Annotated in this window: 18 protein-coding genes; 14 read left to right on the plus strand and 4 right to left on the minus strand. The window is 69.5% G+C overall.

Annotated elements, in window-relative coordinates; translation table 11 throughout:
• Positions 1–5: 5 nt before the first annotated feature.
• Complete coding sequence (locus FNH21_RS15195) at positions 6–2,420, minus strand: FdhF/YdeP family oxidoreductase (RefSeq protein WP_152816891.1); 2,415 nt, start codon at positions 2,418–2,420, stop codon at positions 6–8.
• Positions 2,421–2,667: 247 nt separating this feature from the next.
• Between FNH21_RS15195 and FNH21_RS15200 the strand changes: the two genes are divergently transcribed.
• From FNH21_RS15200 to FNH21_RS15240, 9 genes are all read left to right on the plus strand, one after another.
• A complete protein-coding gene (locus FNH21_RS15200; protein WP_152816892.1) occupies positions 2,668–3,243 on the plus strand; it encodes a MarR family winged helix-turn-helix transcriptional regulator in 576 nt (191 codons plus the stop codon).
• 80 nt (positions 3,244–3,323) lie between these two features.
• Positions 3,324–5,198: an MFS transporter gene (locus tag FNH21_RS15205; RefSeq protein ID WP_206687073.1), complete on the plus strand. Its 1,875-nt coding sequence runs from the start codon at positions 3,324–3,326 to the stop codon at positions 5,196–5,198.
• 195 nt (positions 5,199–5,393) lie between these two features.
• A complete protein-coding gene (locus FNH21_RS15210; RefSeq protein ID WP_152816894.1) occupies positions 5,394–6,410 on the plus strand; it encodes a LacI family DNA-binding transcriptional regulator in 1,017 nt (338 codons plus the stop codon).
• Between the two features lie 114 nt (positions 6,411–6,524).
• A complete protein-coding gene (locus FNH21_RS15215) occupies positions 6,525–7,832 on the plus strand; it encodes an ABC transporter substrate-binding protein (RefSeq protein ID WP_152816895.1) in 1,308 nt (435 codons plus the stop codon).
• A gap of 90 nt (positions 7,833–7,922) precedes the next feature.
• Complete coding sequence (locus FNH21_RS15220) at positions 7,923–8,879, plus strand: carbohydrate ABC transporter permease (protein WP_152816896.1); 957 nt, start codon at positions 7,923–7,925, stop codon at positions 8,877–8,879.
• Complete coding sequence (locus tag FNH21_RS15225) at positions 8,879–9,787, plus strand: carbohydrate ABC transporter permease (RefSeq protein WP_152816897.1); 909 nt, start codon at positions 8,879–8,881, stop codon at positions 9,785–9,787. Before FNH21_RS15220 ends, FNH21_RS15225 begins: the two co-directional genes overlap by 1 nt.
• 2 nt (positions 9,788–9,789) lie before the next feature.
• Positions 9,790–12,123 (plus strand): alpha-xylosidase, encoded by a 2,334-nt coding sequence (gene yicI / locus FNH21_RS15230; protein ID WP_152816898.1) that lies wholly within the window; start codon positions 9,790–9,792, stop codon positions 12,121–12,123.
• A gap of 68 nt (positions 12,124–12,191) precedes the next feature.
• Positions 12,192–12,926, plus strand: a complete 735-nt coding sequence (locus FNH21_RS15235; protein ID WP_191932040.1) for a glutamine amidotransferase — start codon at positions 12,192–12,194, stop codon at positions 12,924–12,926.
• A 46-nt stretch (positions 12,927–12,972) separates the two neighbouring features.
• Complete coding sequence (locus tag FNH21_RS15240) at positions 12,973–13,824, plus strand: aminoglycoside phosphotransferase family protein (RefSeq protein WP_152816899.1); 852 nt, start codon at positions 12,973–12,975, stop codon at positions 13,822–13,824.
• 103 nt (positions 13,825–13,927) lie between these two features.
• On the opposite strand, the gene FNH21_RS15245 is transcribed toward FNH21_RS15240, so the two are convergent.
• Both FNH21_RS15245 and FNH21_RS15250 read right to left on the minus strand, forming a co-directional pair.
• Positions 13,928–14,440: a hypothetical protein gene (locus FNH21_RS15245; protein WP_152816900.1), complete on the minus strand. Its 513-nt coding sequence runs from the start codon at positions 14,438–14,440 to the stop codon at positions 13,928–13,930.
• Positions 14,441–14,454: 14 nt separating this feature from the next.
• Positions 14,455–15,060 carry a P-loop NTPase family protein gene (locus FNH21_RS15250; protein WP_191932041.1) on the minus strand — a complete coding sequence of 202 codons (606 nt, stop codon included), beginning with the start codon at positions 15,058–15,060 and terminating at the stop codon, positions 14,455–14,457.
• Between the two features lie 219 nt (positions 15,061–15,279).
• Here FNH21_RS15250 and FNH21_RS15255 point away from each other — a divergent pair, with 219 nt between their 5' ends.
• From FNH21_RS15255 to FNH21_RS15270, 4 genes are all read left to right on the plus strand, one after another.
• On the plus strand, positions 15,280–16,581 hold the full coding sequence (locus FNH21_RS15255; protein WP_338403313.1) for a CapA family protein: 1,302 nt from the start codon (positions 15,280–15,282) through the stop codon (positions 16,579–16,581).
• A 142-nt stretch (positions 16,582–16,723) separates the two neighbouring features.
• Positions 16,724–17,191: a hypothetical protein gene (locus tag FNH21_RS15260; RefSeq protein WP_152816901.1), complete on the plus strand. Its 468-nt coding sequence runs from the start codon at positions 16,724–16,726 to the stop codon at positions 17,189–17,191.
• Between the two features lie 129 nt (positions 17,192–17,320).
• Positions 17,321–18,538: an NAD(P)/FAD-dependent oxidoreductase gene (locus FNH21_RS15265; protein WP_422108793.1), complete on the plus strand. Its 1,218-nt coding sequence runs from the start codon at positions 17,321–17,323 to the stop codon at positions 18,536–18,538.
• Between the two features lie 47 nt (positions 18,539–18,585).
• On the plus strand, positions 18,586–18,876 hold the full coding sequence (locus FNH21_RS15270) for a hypothetical protein (protein ID WP_152816903.1): 291 nt from the start codon (positions 18,586–18,588) through the stop codon (positions 18,874–18,876).
• A 67-nt stretch (positions 18,877–18,943) separates the two neighbouring features.
• Here FNH21_RS15270 and FNH21_RS15275 read toward each other — a convergent pair whose 3' ends face one another.
• Positions 18,944–19,747, minus strand: coding sequence for a serine hydrolase (locus FNH21_RS15275; protein WP_241743297.1), 804 nt, complete (start codon positions 19,745–19,747; stop codon positions 18,944–18,946).
• Between the two features lie 350 nt (positions 19,748–20,097).
• Here FNH21_RS15275 and FNH21_RS15280 point away from each other — a divergent pair, with 350 nt between their 5' ends.
• Entirely contained in the window at positions 20,098–21,450 is a 1,353-nt protein-coding gene (locus FNH21_RS15280; protein WP_152816905.1) for a glycerophosphodiester phosphodiesterase family protein, read from the plus strand.
• The last annotated feature ends 51 nt before the right edge of the window (positions 21,451–21,501 follow it).

The raw sequence follows: 21,501 nt of genomic DNA on the forward strand, positions 1-21,501 counted from the left end.
TCGGGTCAGGCGTTCGCCGCTTCCGCCACCTTCGCGGGCGTGGTGTCAGCGCCCGTGAAGCCGTCCGGCTCCGGCTGGGGTGCCGGAGCGGTGGCAGCGACATCGTGCTCGGTGGGAGCCGTGTGGGAACTGGGCTCGAACCGCACGATGATCTGCTTGGAGATGGGGGTGTTGCTGCCCTGCGCCACGCGGTCCAGCGGCACGAGGACATTCGCCTCCGGGTAGTACGCGGCGGCGCAGCCGCGCGCGGTCGGGTACGAGACCACGCGGAAGGCCCGCACCACGCGGTCGATGCCGTCGTCGTACACGCCGTGGATGTCGACGTTCTGGCCGTCCTTCAGGCTCAGTTCGCGGATGTCCTCCGGGTTGATGAACACCACGTGGCGGCCCTTGTGGATGCCCCGGTAGCGGTCGTTGTGGCTGTAGATGGTGGTGTTCCACTGGTCGTGGGCGCGGAGCGACTGGAGGATCAGCGTCCCCTCCGGGCGTTCGAGGTACTCGAGGTCGTTGACGGTGAGCACCGCCTTGCCGGTCGGCGTGTTGAACGTGCGCGAGTCGCGCGGACCGTTCGGCAGGATGAAGCCGCCCTCCTGGCGGATCTTCCGGTTGTAGTCCTCGCAGCCCTCCACCACGTTGGCGATGTGGTCGCGGATGAGGTCGTAGTCCTTCTCGAAGCCTGCCCAGTCGGCGTCGATCTTCCCGTCGATGGTGGCGCGCGCGAGCCGGCTGATGATCGCCGGTTCGGAGAGGAGGTTGTCCGAGACCGGCTCCACGCTGCCCCACGAGGGGTGGACGGCGCAGACCGTGTCCTCCACCGAGACGAACTGCTCGCCGGTCTCCTGGCGGTCGATCTCCGTGCGGCCCTTGCAGGGGAGGATCAGCGCCTCCTTGCCGGTGATGAGGTGGGAGCGGTTGAGCTTGATGGAGATCTGGACGGTCATGTCGGTGTTCTGGAACGCCTTCTCAGCGACCTGGGTGTCCGAGATGGCCGAGACGAGGTTGCCGCCGAGGGCCACGAACGCCTTGATCTCGCCGTCGCGCATGCGCTTGATGGTCTCGACGGCGTCGGCGCCGTGCTCGCGCGGCGGCTCGAATCCGAACTCCTTGCCGAGGGCATCCATGAACGTGGGCGGCATCTGCTCCCAGATGCCCATGGTTCGATCACCCTGCACGTTGCTGTGCCCGCGGATGGGGGAGGCGCCGGCCCCGGGCTTGCCCATGTTGCCGCGCAGCAGCAGGAGGTTGATCATCTCCTTGATGGTCGCGACGCCCTTCTTCTGCTGCGTGATGCCCATGGCCCAGGTGATGATGACCTTCTCCGCGGCGATGTAGCGCGCGGCGAGCTCGTCGATCTCCTCGGAGCGGAGTCCCGTGGCTTCGAGGACCGTGGTCTCGTCGAGCTTCAGGAGGTAGTCGCGGAGCTCGTCCAGCCCCTCGCAGTGCTCCTCGAGGAACGCATGGTCGAGGACGGTGCCCGGGTTCTCCGCCTCGGCCTCGAAGACGCGCTTGGACACGGCCTGCAGGAGCGCCATGTCTCCGCCGAGCCGCACCTGCAGGAACTGGTCGGCGATCTCGGTGCCCTTGCCGGCCACCCCCCGGACCTTCTGCGGGTTCTTGTAGCGCTTGAGTGCCGCTTCCGGGAGCGGGTTGACGGCGACGATCTGTCCGCCGTTGCGCTTGCAGTTCTCGAGCTCGGTGAGCATGCGCGGGTGGTTGGTCCCGGGGTTCTGACCCATGACGATGATGAGGTCGGCGTTCTCGTAGTCATCGAACGTGACCGTGGCCTTGCCGATGCCGATGGTCTGCCCCATGGCCCAGCCGGAGGACTCGTGGCACATGTTGGAGCAGTCGGGGAGGTTGTTGGTGCCGAAGCCCCGGACGAACAACTGGTAGAGGAACGCGGCCTCGTTGGAGGTGCGGCCGCTGGTGTAGAAGGCGGCCTCGTCGGGGGAGTCGAGGCTCTTGAGCTTGCTGCCGACGATCTCGAAGGCCTCGTCCCAGCTCACCGGCCGGTAGTGGTCCTCTCCGGCAGGCTTGTACACGGGTTCGACGAGGCGTCCCTGCATGCCGAGCCAGAACTCCGAACGCTCCCGCAGCTCGCTGATCGAGTGCTCGGCCCAGAAGTCGGAGGAGATGATGACGGGTGCGGCCTCCCACGTGACGGCCTTGGCGCCGTTCTCGCAGAACTCGAACGTCTTGCGCTTGTCCGGGTCCGGCCAGGCGCAGCTCGGGCAGTCGAAGCCGTCCTTGTGGTTCATCTTCAGGACGGTCCTCAGGGTCCGCTCCACCCCCATGTGCTCGATCGCCGGCTTCATGGAGTAGTACACACCGGGGATCCCTGCGGCCCAGTCCTTCGGCCGCTTCCCGACCCGGAGGTCCTTCTCGTCGAATTCCTCGACCACGGGTTCCTTGCGCGTCATGGCGACCGTCCTTCTCCGCGGCCCCGGCGGGGGCCTTCCTCGGCAGGCGGGTGACCTGCCTCGATTGTCGGGCTTGTACGTCAGGCCTAACAGTGTTGCGGTGCAGGCTGCAAGCCTCGGGATGCCCGCTGTGCATCGCTTGACGTGCTCTCCGCCGTTCGTGACACCATTTGTTTAGTTGACCTAACGAAACGGGAGGAGTACCGTTACTTAGAGCAACGAACTATATGAGGGTCTGGAGTCCGCAATGTCGGTAGCGCAGCACACCGCTGCAGAGCTGGTGCACAACATCTTCGACCTGCAGCGAGCCCTCCGGGGCGTCACCACGGCAGGCATGAAGTACTCGGAGCTGGGGCCGGCGCACACCGGTGTCCTGTTCTTCATCGGGGAGGGCGGTCCACTGAGGGCGTCGGCGCTCGCGTCACGCCTCGGGATCGGGCCGTCCGCCCTCAGCAGGCAACTCGCGGACCTGGAGCAGTTCGGCTTCGTGGTCCGCAGCCCGGATCCGCTGGACGGCCGGGCCTGCCTGCTCTCGCTCTCCGAGGACGGCCGGACCTACCTCGCGGACACGTACGAGCGACGGGCCGAGACCCTGCGGGAGATCCTCTCCGACTGGACCGAGAGCGAGGCGGAAGCGGCGTCGTCCTCCGTCCAGCACCTCACCGAGGCGTTCCGGACCGCGACCGCGCAGCACGGCGGGGGAGGGCATGCGACGACCTCCGATCCCCGACGCTTCCCCCGCACCACCACCGAATCGAGCACGGGCAACGACGGCCGTCACCACCTGGACCCAGCGTCCGAGAGCACGAAGGAAGATCACTGATGGCCACCCACTCCGCCACGGCGACGACGGCAGAGGCCGTACCGCAACCGGCGCCGCATCCCCATAAGGCCGCCGAGCCCATGAGCCACAAGCAGATCCTGCAGGCCCTCACCGGCCTGCTGGCGGGCCTGTTCACCGCGATCCTCAGCAGCACGATCGTCGCGAACGCCCTGCCCACGATCATGAGCGACCTCAACGGCTCGCAGACCGACTTCGCCTGGGTCATCACGGCTGCGCTGCTCGCCAACGCGGCCACCACGCCCATCTGGGGCAAGTTCGCCGACCTGTTCGACAAGAAGATGCTCGTGCAGGTGAGCATCGTGATCTTCGTGCTCGGTTCGGTGCTCGCGGGCTTCGCGCAGACCATCCCGCTGCTCCTCACCGCCCGCGTCATCCAGGGCGTGGCGATGGGCGGCCTCACGGCACTGGCACAGGCCATCATCGGCACCATCATCGCCCCGCGTGAGCGTGGCCGGTACTCCGGCTACATGGGTGGTGTGATGGCCGTCGCGACGGCGGGCGGGCCGCTCCTCGGCGGGTTCATCGTCGACTCGCCGCTGGGCTGGCGCTGGACGTTCTTCGTCTGCGTCCCCCTGGCGATCATCGCCCTCGTGCTGCTGCAGCTGACCCTCAAGCTCCCCGACACGCGCCGCAAGGCGCGGATCGACTGGCTCGGATCCATCCTCCTGACCGCCGGCGTGAGCCTGCTCCTCATCTGGGTGTCCTTCGCGGGCAAGGAGGGTTACTACGCGTGGTTCTCCCGTGAGACCGCCCTCATGGTGGGCGGCAGCGTGATCCTCCTCGCGCTCCTCATGGTGGTCGAGACGAAGGTGGCCGAGCCGATCATCCCGCTGAAGATCATCTCCGAGCGCACCACGGCCCTGGCCATCGTCGCCTCGATCGCGGTCGGGATCGCGCTGTTCGCCAGCTCCAGCTACCTCGGCCAGTACTACCAGGTGGCCCGTGGGGCCACCCCCACCGAGGCGGGCCTGCTGACCCTTCCCATGATCGCGGGCAACCTGATCGGCTCCATCGGCGCCGGGCAGCTCGTCACCAAGTACGGCAAGTGGAAGCGCTACCTCGTCGCGGGTTCCCTGTTCCTCATCGCCGGTCTCGGCCTCGCCGGCACCATCGACCACCTGACGGAACTCTGGCTCGTGGGCATCTACACCTTCGTCTTCGGCCTGGGCCTCGGCCTCATGCTGCAGAACCTCGTCCTCGCGGTCCAGAACACTGTGGCAGTCAAGGACATCGGCTCGGCCAGCGCCTCCGTCGCCTTCTTCCGCTCCATGGGTGGAGCGGCGGGAGTCGCCGTGCTCGGAGCCGTCCTCGGCACGCAGGTCACCACGAAGACCACGGAGGGACTCGCCGCGGCGGGCGTCCCCAGCACGGGCGGTGCGGCAGGCGGCTCGCTCGACCTCGTCGACCTGCCTGCGCCGATCGCCGAGATCGTCCGGGCGGCCTATGGGGACAGCACGGCGCTGATCTTCACGATCACGGCGGTCATCGCGGTCCTCGGTCTCATCTGCGTCCTGTTCATCAGGGAGACGCCGCTGCGCCGCACCGTCGACTTCGCGCAGGCCGCCCCCGCAGGTCCCGCGGCGTCGATGTCCCCTGCGGCCACCGGCACCACGCCCGCCGTCGCCGGCGGCTCGGCGGACACCGCGACGACGCAGGCCGACACCGCGACGACGCAGACCGACACGGTGACGGCGCAGGCCACAGCGGCAGCGGGCCGTCCCGCGTCGCCGGTCATCGCCGGACGCAACACGGGGACGTCGTCCGGCGACGGCGAGACCACGGCCGACGACGCCGATGTCGTGGCAGTGCAGCCGTCGCACGGCCGGCACAGCGCCGGGCCGGTCGCGATCCTGAAGTCCGACGTCGACCGCGTGGCGCGCGAGCTGTCCGAACTCGAAGCGGGATCGTCGGCACGAGCGGGCGCCGAGCGCTAGCCCGCAGTGTGGACGGAGAGGCCATCGGGGTGACCCGGTGGCCTCTCGCCGTCCCGGCCCGCATTTGTTCGCCTTCCCCACAAAACCCCTTGTCCTCGCCGGGGATGTGACGTAGCGTCTTTCCCACCGGCCGTCGAAACGTTTAGACGATTCACCCGGTCCTGAACGATCCGTCCCGCAGACATCGGAGTCAGCATGGCCAACATCCACGACGTAGCACGCGTCGCCGGTGTGTCCATCAGCACCGTCTCCTATGCGCTGAGCGGGAAGCGGCCCATCGGCGAGAAGACCCGCCTGCGGATCGACGAGGCGGTCCGCGAGCTGGACTACATGCCCAATGCCGCCGGTCGCATGCTCGCCGGGACGCGCACCAGGATCTTCGCCCTGACGGCCCCGCTCAGGAGTGACACCTACGCACCCGCGCACATGGCCTTCGTGCTCGCCGTCGTCACTGCCGCCCGCGCCTTCGACTACGACGTCCTCCTGCTGACCGAGGATGAGGCCGTCGACGGGTTGCGCCGCGTCTCCTCGAGCCGCCTCGTGGACGGCATCATCGTCCTCGACGTGTCCGTCGAGGATGAACGGGCTGATCTCGTGCGGTCGCTCGGCGTACCGGCTGCCCTCATCGGCGTGCCGGGTGACGCGGCGGGGCTGGTCTGCGTCGACCTGGACTTCGAGGCCGCGGCTGCCCTGGCCGTCGATCGCCTCGTCGATGCGGGTCACGCCTCCGTGGCGTTGCTGGGCCACCCCTCGGCCGTGTACGAGCGCGGTTCCAACTTCCCGGTGCGGTTCCGGGACGGGTTCCTCGCGCGGGCCGCGGAGCGCGGCGTCGCGGCGTCCTTCTCGATGGTCGAGAAGGACGCACCGGAGATCCGCCAGGCGGTCTCGGCGATCCTCGATGCCCACCCCGCCGTGACCGGGCTCGTGGTGCACGCCGAGGAGGGTGTCCACACGACCATCCTCGAGGCCGTCGCCGGCCGCGGCCTGTCCATCCCCGCCGACCTCTCCGTCATCGCCGGGGTGCCGACCTTCGACACCTCCTCCTTCACCCCGCCGCTCGACGTCATCCCGTTGATCCCGGCGGATTCCTGCGTGCGCGCCGTCGAGCTGGCTGTCCAGCAGCTCGAGGGTCCCATCGAACCGCGCGTCGAACTCGTCGCGCCGAAATACCGCGACCACGGTTCGGTCGCGGCACCCCGCCCGGGCGGCTAGCGCCGGGCTCCTGTCCATCCACCAGATCCACCTCGACCAGGGCTCGACCGAGCTGCTGTCGAAACGTTTCGATGAGATCGCCGACGATCGGCGGCCTCTACAAGGGAGTAGGCAATGAACAGAAGCAGATTGATCCTCGGTGCAGCAGTCACGGCCGCGGCACTCGCCCTGACCGGATGCTCCGGCTCGGGTTCCGGTGCGGAGGGAGCATCGGGCGGTGAGGGTGACACCCTCAAGCTCTGGCACTTCGAGAGCGACACGAGCGCCATGGGTATCGCCTGGGACGAGGCCATCCGCGTCTTCGAGGAGGAGACCGGTGCCACCGTCGAGTTCGAGGAACGCAGCTTCGAGCAGATCCGCTCGACCGCGAGCCAGGTCCTGAACTCCGACGAGGCTCCGGACCTCCTCGAGTACAACAAGGGCAACGCCACGGCGGGGCTCCTCTCGAGCCAGGGCCTGCTGACCAACCTGGACGACGCGGTGGCGGAGTACGGCTGGGACGACAAGCTCGCGCCGTCCCTGCAGACCACTGCCAAGTACGACGAGCGCGGCATCATGGGCTCCGGCAGCTGGTTCGGCGTCCCCAACTACGGCGAGTTCGTGGAGGTCTACTACAACCAGGACATGTTCACCGAGGCGGGCCTCGAGGTCCCGACGACCCTCGACGAGTTCGAGGACGTGCTGCAGGCCTTCACCGACAAGGGCGTGACGCCGATGGCCGAATCCGCGGCCGAGTATCCGCTGGGCCAGCTCTGGTACCAGCTCGCCCTGACCCAGGCCGATCGCGGCTGGGTCGAGGACTACCAGCTGTACAAGAACCCGGTGGACTGGCAGGGGGCGGAGGTCTCCTTCGCCACCGAGACGGTCAAGGAGTGGACGGACAAGGGCTACATCTCGCCGAACGCCACGGGCTCGACGGCGGAGGACGCGGGCACCGCGTTCATCAACGGCACCAACCCGATCTTCTTCTCCGGCAGCTGGTGGCACAACCGGTTCACCACCGAGGCCACCGGCTTCGAGTGGGGCACCTTCCTCTTCCCCGAGGCGGAGCTGGCCCCGGGGTCCGCGGGCAACATGTGGGCCGTGCCGGAGAACGCCGCCAACAAGGAGCTCGCCTACGAGTTCATCGACATCACCATGCGTCCCGAGATCCAGAACCTCATCGGCAACAACGGCGGCGTACCCGTCGCCGCCGATCCGGCGGACATCACGGACGAGAAGAGCTCCGAGCTGATCGCGAACTTCAACGAGCTCACGGAGAAGGACGGCATCGCCTTCTACCCGGACTGGCCCACGCCCACCTTCTACGACGAACTGAACGCAGGACTCCAGGAGCTCATGAACGGAACCATCGCGCCGGAGGAGTTCCAGGAGCAGGTCGGCGAGCAGTACCAGAGCGGTGTCGACGACATCGTCGGCTGACCCCGCATCCACGCCACGCCTGCCGGACCCTTACCGGTCCGGCAGGCACGGCGGCCCCCGCAGAACCCCCTCCCTGGAAGGTGCACGCCCATGGCGATCGCAACCCGGTCGAAGGAGCGCGCGAAGCGCCCGACCACCAGTCTCATCCCCGGCTCGAGCCGCAGCTCCTTCTGGCCCTACCTGGTGCCGGGACTCGCGCTGCTCACCTTCATCATCGTCATCCCGCTGCTGTGGAACGTCTATCTGACCTTCACCTCCTACCGCGGCATCCGGCCCCCCGAGTTCATCGGGCTCGAGAACTGGGTCGAGCTGTTCGGCGACACCACGTTCTGGACCTCCTTCCGGAACTCCGTCGCCATGATCATCGCGATGGTGGTGGTGCCCACGGTGGTGGGCCTCGTCCTCGCCGCGATGCTGTTCGACCTCATCGGCCGGAAATTCGGGGGCCGCCTCGCGAGCTTCCTCCGCGCCACCTACTACCTGCCGCAGATCCTGCCCGGCGTGATCGCGGCGATCGTGATCGGCTGGATCCTCCGCCCCGAGAACGGCGCCCTCAACCAGGTGCTCGCAGCCGTCGGGCTCGGCGGGCTGCAGGGCAACTGGCTCGGCGATCCCGATACCGCGCTGCCGAGCATCATGGTGATCATGGTCTGGGTGCAGCTCGGCTACCCCGTGGTGATCTTCATGGCCGCGCTGCAGCGCGTGGACCCCGAACTCTACGAGGCTGCGGAGCTCGACGGCGCCAACTGGTTCCAGCGCTTCCGCGCCATCACGGTGAGCATCATCCGGCCCGAGATCTTCGTGGTCACCCTCACCTGCGCGATCGCCGCGCTCAAGGTCTTCAGTCCCATCTACGCCCTGACCGGCGGCGGCCCGGGCACCTCGATGATCGTGCCCGCGTACTACGCGTACAGCGAGTTCTTCCAGTCCCAGCAGGTGGGCTACGGAGCAACCATCGCCACCGCCCTGACGGTGGTCATCGCCGTCGTCAGCATCATCTTCGTCCTCGTGCAGACGAGGCTCGAGCGCAGTGAGGAGGCACGCTGATGGCCATCACCGACACCCCCGCCGGGACGACCGCCCGCGCAGCCCTGCAGCAACCGCCCCGGCAGCGACCGCGCGGCGGGCGGGCCCGGAAGACGGCCGGCGACTGGCTGATCCTGCTGGTGGCCGTCCTGATCGGGCTGCTCATCGCCGTCCCGTTCCTGCTCATCCTCGCCAACTCCTTCAAGTCCCCCGCGGACTACGCGACCGGCGGGCCGCTCTCCCTGCCGACCTCTCTCTCCTTCGACGGCATCACCGCGTTCTGGGAGCGGGTCGACTTCCCGCGGAAGCTCTGGAACAGCTTCTTCATCAGCGCCGTCGTCGCCGTGCTCGCCGTCGGGATCTCGATGTTCAACGCCTTCGCGCTCGGGATCGGGCGGGTGCGCGGCCGCACCTGGCTGGTGCTGCTGATCCTCCTCGCGAACATGCTGCCGCAGGAGGTGCTCCTCTACCCGCTCTACTTCATGTTCCGCGAGGTGGGCCTCTACGACAACGTGTGGGCCGTGATCATCATCTTCACCGTCATCCAGAGCGCCTTCGGCACCTACCTCCTCGCCTCCGTGTACGGGACGTTCCCGAAGGAACTGCTCGAGGCGGCCTCGCTCGACGGAGCGAGCCGCTGGCAGATCCTGTGGCGCGTGATCTTCCCGATCTCGCGGCCCACGCTGAGCGTGCTGCTCATCTTCTTCTTCATCTGGACGTGGAACGAGTTCCTGATCCCGCTGACGTTCCTCGTGGGCAACGACAACCAGACCGTCCCCGTCGCCATCACCGTCCTCCAGGGCGACCGCCTCATGGACGTCACCACCACGAGCGCCTCGGCCCTGCTCGGGCTCCTCCCCACGCTCATCTTCTTCCTCATCTTCCAGCGCACCCTCACCCGGGGCATCACAGCAGGAGCAGTCAAGTAACCATGAAATTCACCGACGGATTCTGGCATGTCCGCCCCGGCGTCGATGCGCAGTACGCGCAGGAGGCCTACGACGTCGAGGCGGTCGGCGACCGCCTCGTGGTGTCCGCACCCACCAAGGTCATCGAGCGCCGGGGCGACACCCTGAACCGCGCCCTGCTGACCGTGACCCTGAGCAGCCCGCTCGACGGCGTGATCGGCGTCCGCATCGAGAACCACCGCGGCGACACCCCGCACCGCGGCTTCGAGCTCGTGGGCGCGGAGCAGGGTGCGGGCACCGCGACGGCGGACGACGACGGCGGCGTGCTGACCGCCGGACCGCTCACCGCGCGCATCACCCGCGGAGCGCCCTGGAACCTCACCTTCGAGGCCGACGGCCGGGTCCTCACCTCGAGCGGGCACAAGTCGGTCGGCCGCATGGGCCTCGGGCGGGACGCTCCGGTGACCACCGAGCCCGCGGGCGTCGCGGGAGTCACGGCGACCGGGCGCGCGCCGTCGCCGTCGTACCTGCACGCCCAGCTCTCGCTCGGCGTCGGCGAACTGGTGTACGGCCTGGGGGAGCGCTTCGGGCCGTTCGTGAAGAACGGCCAGACAGTGGACATCTGGAACGCCGACGGCGGCACGTCCAGCGAGCAGTCCTACAAGAACATCCCGTTCTACCTGACCAACCGCGGCTACGGCGTCTTCGTGAACCACCCCGAGCACGTGTCCTTCGAAGTGGGGTCGGAGGCGGTGGAGCGCGTCCAGTTCTCGGTGCCCGGCGAGGCGCTCGAGTACTTCGTGATCCACGGGCCCACGCCGGCGGAGATCCTCGAGCGCTACACGCGGCTCACGGGCCGGCCCGCGCAGGTGCCGGCGTGGTCCTACGGGCTCTGGCTGTCCACGAGCTTCACCACCGACTACGACGAGCAGACCGTCGCGCACTTCGTGGACGGCATGGCCGAGCGCGGGCTGCCGCTGAGCGTCTTCCACTTCGACTGCTTCTGGATGCGCGAGTTCAACTGGTCGGACTTCGAGTGGGACACGCGTGTGTTCCCCGATCCCGAGGGCATGCTCGGGCGCCTGCACGAGAAGGGCCTGCGCATCAGCGCGTGGATCAACCCGTACATCGGGCAGCGCTCACGCCTGTTCGACGAGGCGGCGCAGGCGGGCTACCTGGTCCGGCGCAACGACGGCACGGTGTGGCAGTGGGACCTGTGGCAGGCGGGTATGGGCCTGGTGGACTTCACCAACCCGGACGCCACCACGTGGTTCCAGGACAAGATCCGCACGCTGCTCGGGCAGGGCGTCGACGCCATCAAGACGGACTTCGGGGAGCGCATCCCGCTCGGCGTCCGCTGGCATGACGGCACCCCGGACGGCACCATGCACAACCTCTACCCGCAGCTCTACAACAGGGCGGTCTTCGACGTCCTCGAGGAGGTGCGAGGGCCGGGCGAGGCGGTGCTGTTCGCCCGCTCCGCCACCGCGGGCGGCCAGCAGATGCCCGTCCACTGGGGCGGCGACAACTCCTCCTCCTTCGAGTCGATGGCCGAGACCCTGCGCGGTGGGCTCTCCCTGGCGCTCAGCGGCTTCGGGTACTGGAGCCACGACATCGGCGGGTTCGAGGGTTCCCCCGACCCCGCGGTGTTCAAGCGCTGGCTGGCGTTCGGGCTGCTCTCGAGCCATTCCCGCCTGCATGGCTCCACGAGCTACCGCGTGCCGTGGGCGTTCGACACCGGCGAGGAGCCCGCGGGCCAGAGCGCCGTGGACGTCACGAGGACCTTCGCGCGCCTGAAGCTGTCCCTCATGCCCTACCTGTACGCCGTCGGGCTCGAAGCGCACACCCGGGGTACGCCGTTCATGCGGCCGATGCAGCTCGCGTTCCCCGAAGATCCCGCCGTCGCGCACCTGGACCGCCAGTACATGCTGGGTCCCGATGTCCTCGTGGCTCCGGTGTTCTCGGCGGCCGGGGAAGTGGAGTACTACCTGCCCGCGGGCACCTGGACCCAGCTGCTCACCGGTGAGGTGGCCGCCGGGGGAGCGTGGCGGCGCGAGGTGCACGGCTTCGACACGCTGCCGCTCTGGGTGCGCGAGGGAGCGGTCCTCGTGACGGGGAGCACGTCCGACCGGCCCGACTACGACTACCTCGAAGATCCCCTCGTCACGGTCTACCCGGGTGCGGCCGACGGCACCGCCGTCCGCGTGGTCACACCGGACGGGTCCTCGGGGGAATTCCGCGTGTACCGCTCCGAGGACGGATATCGCGTCTCGGGTCCGCCGGGCGTGGCCTTCCGGGCGCGACGGGCGGGTGCCGCGGAGGTGGCGTCCGACGGCGGCAGCGTGGAGCTGGGGTAGGAGTCCCCCACCGGGGCCACGCCCGGCTCCGCGCCGGCGGTTCGCGGGGTGGCCAGTAGCATCGAGGGGTGAAACCCTTCCTGCTCCTGGCCACCCGCGCCGAGGACTTCGCCGCCGACGCCGAGTACAGCAGCTTCCTCCGGTTCGGCGGGCTCGCGGAGGGCGAGCTCCGGCGCATCCGTCTCGAGTCCGGGCCGATGCCCGAGCTGGACCTCGCGGACTATTCCGGCATCTTCCTCGGGGGGAGCCCGTTCAACTCCTCCGATCCGGAGGAGTCGAAGAGCGCCGTGCAAGTGCGCGTCGAACACGAACTGGGGGCGCTGCTGGACCGCGTGGTCCCTCAGGACTTCCCGTTCCTCGGAGCCTGCTACGGCGTCGGTACCCTCGGCCGGCACCAGGGCGCCGTCGTCGACACCACCTACGCGGAGCCGATCGGCTCCGTCGAGATCACCCTGACGGACGGGGGCGCGGCGGATCCGCTGCTGGCCGGGCTGCCGCCGTCGTTCGCCGCCTACGTGGGACACAAGGAGGCGTGCGCGGCGCTGCCGTCCTCCGCCGTGCTGCTGGCCTCCTCGCCCACGTGTCCCGTGCAGATGTTCCGGGTGGGACAGAACGTGTACGCGACGCAGTTCCACCCGGAACTCGACGTCGAGGCGCTCGTCGGACGGATCAGCACCTACCGCCACGCAGGCTACTTCCCCCCGGAGCAGGCGGACGAGTACATGGAGCGTGCCCGCGCGACCGTCGTCGACCAGCCCGAGGCGATCCTCCGCGCGTTCGTCAGCCGGTACGCGCGCAGGTGAGGCGGCTCCGACTCCCGGTCGGCGGCAGCCGACCAGCGCCGAGGCGATGACCGCCTGGCATCGGGGGCTCCTCACCCCCCGGCAGGCGGGCTTCGTGGAGGCGCACCTCCCGGCGCCGCTGCTGGTGGAGGACCTGTCGTGGAACCTCGTGGACACGAGGGTCCTGCACGTCCGGTCCGGCGGTCACGACGTCGTGGTGAAGGCGGCACCGCAGCCGAACCACCACATCGGCCGGGAGATCACCGCCCACGAGACGTCCACCGCGCCGCTGGTGCGGGCGGACAGGACGGGTCGCCTGGTCGCGGCGGACCGTGACGTCAACGTCCTGATCACCACGTACCTCCCGGGTGAGCTCGTCGAAGGTTCGGGCGCCGAGTGGGTCGGGGACACGTACCGACAGGCCGGTGCTGCCCTCCGACTGTTCCACGCCCAGCCGGCGCAAACGGATGCCGGGTACGAGCTCCGGATGACGCAGAAGGCGATCGCCCTGCTGGGCCGGCGGCACCGCGTCGACGCAGCGACCGAGTCCACGGTCCGGCGGATCCTCGAGGGTTACCGGCCGGCTCCGGCGGTCCTGGTGCCGACGCACGGTGACTGGCACCCGCGGAACTGGCTGCAGGCCGACGGCCGGCTGCAGGTCATCGACTTCGGTCGGTTCGATCTCCGTCCGGCCTCGTCGGACTTCTGCCGTCTTGCGACCCGGCAGTGGCGGGACCGGCCGGAGTTGGAGGCCGCGTTCCTGGCGGGCTACGGAGCGGACCCGCGGGACGGCGACGTGTGGCGGGTCGAGCTGCTGCGGGAGGCGGTCGGCACCGCGGTGTGGGCCTTCCTCGTCGGCGACGCCGCGTTCGAGGCGCAGGGGCACCGGATGCTGCGGGAGGCGATGGCGCGGTTCTGAGGGCGGACCGCCGGTGCTCCGGGTGCTCCCGGTGCTCCCGGACCTCGTCCGGACCTCCGCTCCCAGGGGTGCCGGTCGGTGGGGCCGGATGGCCCTGATCCGGTCAGTCTCCGGGCAGCACGAAGGCGAGCCGCTGCTCCGGGGTGAACACGTACGTGTCGTCGCACCGGTACCCCCTCAGCCACTGACGGCCGTCCACGACACGGAGGTAGAACCCCTTCGGGTACTCCGGGTCCGAGGTGACAGGCTCCGAGGCGACATGGACGGCGCCGGTCGGGGCGCGCCCCGCCGACAACACGGAATCAGGGGCCGTGTGCTGGCCGGGCATCGCGAGGCGGAGGTAGGGGCCGGTCACCAGGGGGCAGGGCTCCAGGCCGTGCCGCCGCCCTGCCGCGAAGACCTCCGACCGGGCGCCGCCCTCACCCAGCCCGAGCTGTTCCACCGTCTGATGCACGATGCGCAGCGTCCGCCCGGCGGGCTCGTCGAACGAGGGATGGGCGAGCAGGGTCTCCGCATGGGTGTTGAGGTGCACGCCCGCGTCGCGAAGCCGCTGACGGAGGCCGTCCCGCGACTGCGTCCCCACGCGCACCCTGATGCCGTCCATCGCCCTCGTCATGGGGTGATTCTGCCTCAGGGCGGGCTCTCGTCCTGCAGGACCTCTGCGGCGCCGGCCGACGGCGCAGGGTCCGGAGGGCGGACACCGCAGCCTCCGGCCGCGATCCAGGCGTCGAGGTCGCGCGGACGCCGGAAGGAGAGCACAGGAGGCATCGACGGATCAGCCCTGATCCCGGCGATGTCGACCCGCTTGCGGCGGAACGTCGCGACGTGCCAGAGGACGATCGAATCCGCGGACAGGACGCGGCGGAGGGTCTCCGTGTTGCCGTTGCACACGGGTTCCTTCGACATCACCCGCAGGACCGTTCGCCGGAGGAGGCGGCCGAGGGACAGCCACCGCGGGTAGTCGAGGAAGACGACGAGTTCGGCCCGCGGGAGGACGAGGTGCCGCCAGGTGGAGTAGGCGCTGTCGAGCACCCACCGATCCTGTGCGGCGATCTCGGCGGCCAGGCGCACCTGGTCCCCGGGCGGGCGGCTCGCCCAGCCGGGAAGCCAGCCGAGGTCATCGTCCGCCGAGAACACCGGCAGGCCGGTCGCCCGGGCATAAGCATGGGCGGCCGACGTCTTGCCGCTCCCGGTCACCCCGTGGAACAGGACACGCTGAGCTGGTGTGGCCGGCATGCCCCCACCGTACCGGCGGATCCGAGGGTGCAGGGCGCGGGAGCCGGAGTCGGGCGGATGCCGCCGGCCGGTTCGAGTCCGTCCGATGCGAAGTGACGGCGGCATGGTGTTCAATGGCGCGTACGGAACAGGCCGGCCGGCTCCGCCGTCCATCCGCGGAGCATCGAGGCCGGTCGGGCCTGGCGTCGACGCCGGGCCCGCACCCTGGAAGGTGGTGGCGTGAGGCACGAAGCGATGACGGGAGACCGCCGGCCAGGGCGGGTGCGCCGCACTGCCCAGGCCTCGGCGCTGCTGGTGGCGGCGCTGGTGCTCGCCGGCTGCTCCTCCTCGCCGGACGGCAGCGACGGACCGACGTCGGGTGCCGCGACCGCCACGGCATCGTCCACCGGGCCCGGCAGCGCGTCGGCCGGTCCGACGCCGAGCCCGTCGACAGCCTCGGCCGGATCAAGCGCTGGTGCGCTCCCCGGGACGACCCCCTGCGACGGCTGCCTCGACGTCGTCGTCAGCGGTGATCTCCTGGTGCATCCGCAGCTCTGGGACCAGGCGGCCGTCGATGCGACCGTCACGGGCAAGGGCGCGCTGGACTTCGAGCCACTCCTCGCCGGACAGCGGCCCTACCTGGCGACGGCGGACCTCGCCATCTGCCATCTCGAGACGCCGGTCGCCGGTCCCGACGGCCCCTTCAGCGGGTACCCGCAGTTCAACGTCCCGCCCCAGATCCTGACGGCAGCGGCCGACGTCGGCTACGACGCCTGCACCTCCGCGAGCAACCACTCCATCGACGCGGGAACCGAGGGGCTGCTGCGGACCCTGGCGGCGCTCGACGCTGCCGGGCTCGAGCACACGGGCTCCTACGCCACGGAGGAGGAGGCCGCGCAGGTGCTCATCCTCGACCAGCCAGAAGCGCGCGTCGCCGTCATCGAGGCGACCTACGGCCTCAACGGGCTCGTGCCGGACCAGCCATGGCGCGTCGACCTGCTCGACGCCGACGTCATGATCGCCAAGGCCCGAGCAGCCCGAGCAGCCGGCGCGGACGTCGTGCTCGGCGCCGTCCACGCGGGCGACGAGTACGTGCCGACCCCGAACGCGCAGCAGGTGGAGATCGCCCATGCCCTGGCGGACAGTGGAGAGTTCGATCTCCTCTACGGACACCATGCACACACCGTCCAGCCGATCGAGAACTACAACGGCACGTGGATCGTGTACGGCCTGGGCAACGGCGTCACCGAGCTCTCACCCGTGTACGACGTCAACAACGAGGGGCTCACCGTCCGGGCGAGTTTCAGCAGGGACGACGCCGGCGCCTGGTCCGTCTCGGACCTCGTCTGGCTACCGTCACTGATCGAGCGGGACCCCTACCGGTGGTGTGCGCTGGCGCCGGGCCGTCCTCCGGGGGAGTGCTCGTCCCCCGAGCGGGAGGCTGCCTCACGGGAACGGACGCGATCGGTCGTCGAGTCGCTCGGCGCCCGGGAGGCGGGAGCGCGGCCATGGGACCTGTCGGAGGGAGCGGGCTCCCGGTAGGCGTCACCCATGGCTGCCCGGAGGCCGCTGCGGTGATCCTGAGCGAACACTGCGGGTCACGGGGGCTTGCCCCTTCCTAGACTGATGGCATGGGGACAGGGACATGGTGACGCCGGGCAGAAGTGACCGGCATCGACGTGCCGTGGACGAGCCGAGCGCCCGGCGGGCAGCCGAGACCGCGGAGATCCTCCGCCGGGAACTGACCCACGCCCAGGTCGAACTTCATCGCTTCGAGCGGGCGCGGTTGCAGCCCGTCGGTGGAGATGACCAGGCCCGGCCAGGAGTGATCGGTCGCACCATGTCGTCCCACCGCGCCGGGTCGCCCCGTCGGACCACGTCGTCCGGTTCGCAAACCGACGGCACCGGCCCTTCCGTCGCGGCTGTGGCTTCCGTCCTCGTTCCCGCCGCCTCCCGACGCCGGAGGGTGCGCACCCTCCGCGCGGTCGGACGTCGGCGCGGAACCGGGCTCGCCGTATGGCTGATGATCCTCTACCTCCTGCTGACCGTGCTGTCCCTGGCCCCGGCGCACGAGACCGGCGCCCGGCCCGCGAACGGGTCCGCCGTCGTCGGACATGCAGAAGGTCCGTCCGGGAACCCTCCTGCGCACTGACGGATCTTCCCTGCCCGGTGTCGGTGACGGGCGGTACTGTCGGGAGGACAGGCCGCGCAGGGTGAAACGGAAGAGGTAGCTGTCATCGGTTCCAGGACGAACGCCGCGCCCGCGGGCCGCACGGTCCCCGTGGTGCCCACCGCCGGGGAGAAGCGCCACCACCAGGTCCTCATCATCGGCGGCGGCAACGCGGGTGTGTCCCTCGCCGGGCGCCTCCTGCGGTACCACGTGAAGGACGTCGCCGTCGTCGAGCCGCGCAGCCGTCACCTCTACCAGCCACTGTTCTCCCACATAGCAGGCGGGACCGCGGATGCGTTCGAGGCCGTGCGGTTGCAGTCGGCGGTCATGCCCAAGGGCGTGGTCTGGATCCAGGACAAGGCAACGGACGTCAGCACCGGGAGCAGCACGGTGCTGCTCGAGTCGGGTTCCGCCATCACCTACGACCACCTCGTCGTGTGTCCCGGCATCCAGAACGACTGGACCTCCATCCCCGGACTCAAGGAGGCCATGGAGGGACCGTACGGCGGGTCGAACTACGAGTACGAGCTCGCCCCGAAGGCCTGGAAGCTGTTCAAGGACCTGAAGCGCGGAACCGTCGTGTTCACGCAGCCGCCGGGTCCGGCATCCTGCGACGGCGCCGCCCAGAAACCGATGTACCTCGCCTGTGATCACTGGCGCCGGCAGGGCGTTCTCGGGGACATCCGGGTGGTCCTCGCCGTGTCCACGCCCACGATCTTCGGCATGGACATCATCGACGAGGAGCTGAATCGCAAGATCGACGAATACGGCATCGAGGTCCGGTACAGCACCGAACTCGCGTCCGTCGACCCGTCGGGCCGCACCGTCGAGCTCACGGACACCGCGACCGGAGCATCCGAGACCATCGCGTACGACGTACTGCACGCCGTCCCCCCGCAATCCGCTCCGGAATGGTTGAAGACCACCGACCTCCCGGCCCCCGGCAATCATGGCGGTTTCGTCGAGGTGGACCCCCTGATCCTCCGCCATCCCCGGTTCCCGGCCATCTGGTCCCTCGGCGATGCCGCGTGCACCCTGAACTCGAAGTCCGGGGCCGCCCTGCGCATGCAGACGAAGGTCCTCGCGAAGAACCTGAAGGCCGTCCTGAAGGGCAAGAAGCCCACCGCTCAGTACAACCAGTACTCGGCCTGCCCGTTCGTGGTCAGCAAGAACACCGTGGTGTTCTCCGAGTTCGACGACAAGTACGCGCCCATGCCGACCGTGCCGGGCTGGGACAACCTGGCGCGTGAGCGGCGCCTCACCTTCATCGCCGAGCGGGTCCTGCTGCCCAAGGTGTACTGGAACCTCATCCTGCGCGGACGCGCGTAGGAGCCAGGACTCTCGGCCTTCCCCTGACACAGGGCCAGGGCGGCACCATGGCCGTAGGATTCAGCCATGACCAGGGGGAAGCAGTCAGGCAGGGCCGCGCGGTGATCGAGGTGATCGGACTCGTCGCCAGGATCGTGTTCGAGCTGGTGATCGAATCCTTCCCGTATTGGGGATCCTCCGACCGCAGGACCTACCGGAGGTACCGGCGCGAGCTGCCGGCGGGGGAGAAGCTCCTCACCCGGAGGGAATGGCGTGCCGCCCAGCGTTCGGCGGGACCACCCGGGCGGGCGACGGCCCCCGGTGGCCGGATCCATGACCGGGAGCACGGGCAGGAGTAGCGCACCGGCCGCCGGCCAGGACTGCCGCCCGGCCGGGCGAGAGTCAGGAGTCGTGCCTCGCCGATCCTCAGCCGCCCGTCGGGAACAGGGCGGCCTCGGCTGCCCTGGTCACCTCACGGATGAGCTCGGTCTGCTCGGTCGTGCCGCCATCCTCCGGTGCCTCCGTGTAGACCACGAGGGCGATGGTGGATCCCCGGTAGGTGAGGAGTGCCGCGTCGTGGAGCTCGCCGGCGACCTGCCCGTACTTGTGCTGCACCAGGACGTCGGCGCGGGACCCGGCCGGGATGAGATCCTCCTCGTTCGTGTCCTGCATGTACCCGAGCAGCTCCGTGGTGTGTTCCTCGTCGAGGAGTTCACCCGCGGAAAGTCGACGCAGCACGAGGGCCATGTCCTCGGCGGTCAGCAGATTCTCCTCCGGGTCGTACTCGACACCGAGCGACGAGGCATACGCCGTGAGCTCGGAGTGACCGACGGCGTCCATGAGCAGGAGCCACGCGTCATTGCTGCTGGTGTTGACCATGGCCTGGAGCTGGAAGGCGGCATCGTAGTCGCCGAGTGGTTCGTCCAGGCGGGCTTCGCCTGTCTCCACCCGGTGGTAATAGGCGGCCGCGGTGATGATCTTCGCCGTACTGGCGGCGAAGAACGGATCGCGGTCCCCGAACGTCCGCGTGGTCCCACCCGAGACATCGGCAAGGGCTACTCCGACGCGGTACCCGCCCGCTTCGTCGAGGATCGCTGCCATGTCCCGGTCCAGTGACGGTGGCGCGGCAGCCACCGGTGCGGTGGGGACGGCGATCGGCTCCGGCACGCCCGGTCCGTCGTCGCCCGACGACCGCACGAGGGGCACGAGGATCACCGCGGTGGCAAGCATGAGGGCGGTGGCTCCCCAGAGGGTGCGTCTCCGCCGGACCCGGGTCGAGGGTCCCCGGCGTGCGATGGCATGACCTCCAGGACGGTCCTGCATCATCCTGTCCCTCCTTCCAGCGGCGCTGGGTCCTGTGACCATGGGCTGCCCGCACCTCGATCACTCCCGGCCGATCGTCTCCGCCAGCTGCAAGCCTACTGACCGGTACGGCCTGCGCCGGGTACATCGGGGCGCGTCCCCGTCAGGGCTTCATCGCCCGTTCATCCTGCGTTGCGGGCCATGTCCGACGGGAGCGATTGGATCGGACCGGGGCGCTGACCGCTCCCGTGCTTGTTCCCGATCGAAGGACGTCCTCCATGTCTTCCCGTTCCACCCGTGCCACCCGTGCCACCCGTGCCACCCGTGCCACCCGTGGCACCCGTGCCACCCGTGCCACCCGTGGCACCCGTGCCACCCGTGCCACCCGTGCCACCCGTGCCACCCCCGCAGTCGTCACCGCCGCCGTCGTCGGCCTCTCGCTCCTCGCCCTGCCCGCCCCCGGCGCGCAGGCAGCACCCAGCGCGCATCAGCGGGAAGAGCGGGTCGCGCCCGGACATCAGCCGGCGGGCCCCATCCTCGTCGGCCACCGCGGCGCCGGCGGCACGGCTCCCGAGAACACCGTCGCCGCCTTCAAGGAGGGACGGTCCTCGAAGGCGGACTTCATCGAGATCGACGTCCAACTCAGCGCCGACGGCGTGCCCTTCCTCTTCCACGATGACACCCCCGCCCGCACCACGGACGTGGAGGACGTGTTCCCCGGCCGTGCTTCGGACCCCATCACCTCGTTCACCTGGGCCGAACTCCAGCAGCTCGATGCCGGCTCCTTCTTCGACGAGCGCTTCGTCGGCGAGCGCATCCCGCACCTCGACGATGCCGTCGATGTCGCCACCCGCACCACGGGCGTCTACATCGAGATCAAGAGCCCCTCGAAGTCCCCGGGCATCGAGCAGCTGGTTGCTGACCAGCTGCTGACCGATCCTTCGTGGCGGAAGCTCGTCGCCGCGGACAAGGTGCAGGTGATCGGCTTCGACGTCGCCTCCAACCGCCGGTTCGCGGAGCTCGCCCCGCAGATCCCGCTGCAGCAGCTCACCGGAGCGGTGCCCGGCGACGCGGAGCTCGCTGCTCTGGCGGGCTTCGCAGATTCGGTCGGCGCCAACTACCGGACGCTCACCGGCGCCGACGTCGATCGTGTGCATGCGGCCGGCCTCGCCATGAGCGCCTACACCGTCAATTCGCCGGAGGCCGTCCAGGCCGTGGTCGATCTCGGTGTGGACGCGGTCACCACGGACTTCCCCGTCCAGAACGGCCGTTACCTGCGCGGGCTCCCGGTCTTCCCGGGTGCGGGCCTGGAGATCAGCGGCGCCGTGAACAACCCGCCGGGAGACGACGTCCAGCCGGAGAACGGTGAGTACGTGTCGCTGCGGAACGTTTCCGGAACAACCGTCGATGTCAGCGGATACTTCCTCCGGGACGCGGCCAACACCATTCTCCGCGTGGGCGAGAGGTACGTGCTGCAGCCTGGCGCGGAACTCCGCGTGTACACCGGGCCGGGGACGGACACGGCTGCCGCCTACTACAACGGACTGCCCGCCTCGGTGCTCAACAACACCGGGGACTCGCTCGGACTCTGGAGCGCGGACCTGCGCCTGCTGGACGTCTTCGCCAACTGACCCGGCCACCACCGCCGGTCATTCGACGGCTGTGCACCCGCAGCGCCGTCG

Origin of the sequence: Arthrobacter bussei (genome assembly GCF_009377195.2) — a bacterium.
GTDB classification, from domain to species: Bacteria; Actinomycetota; Actinomycetes; order Actinomycetales; family Micrococcaceae; genus Arthrobacter_D; species Arthrobacter_D bussei.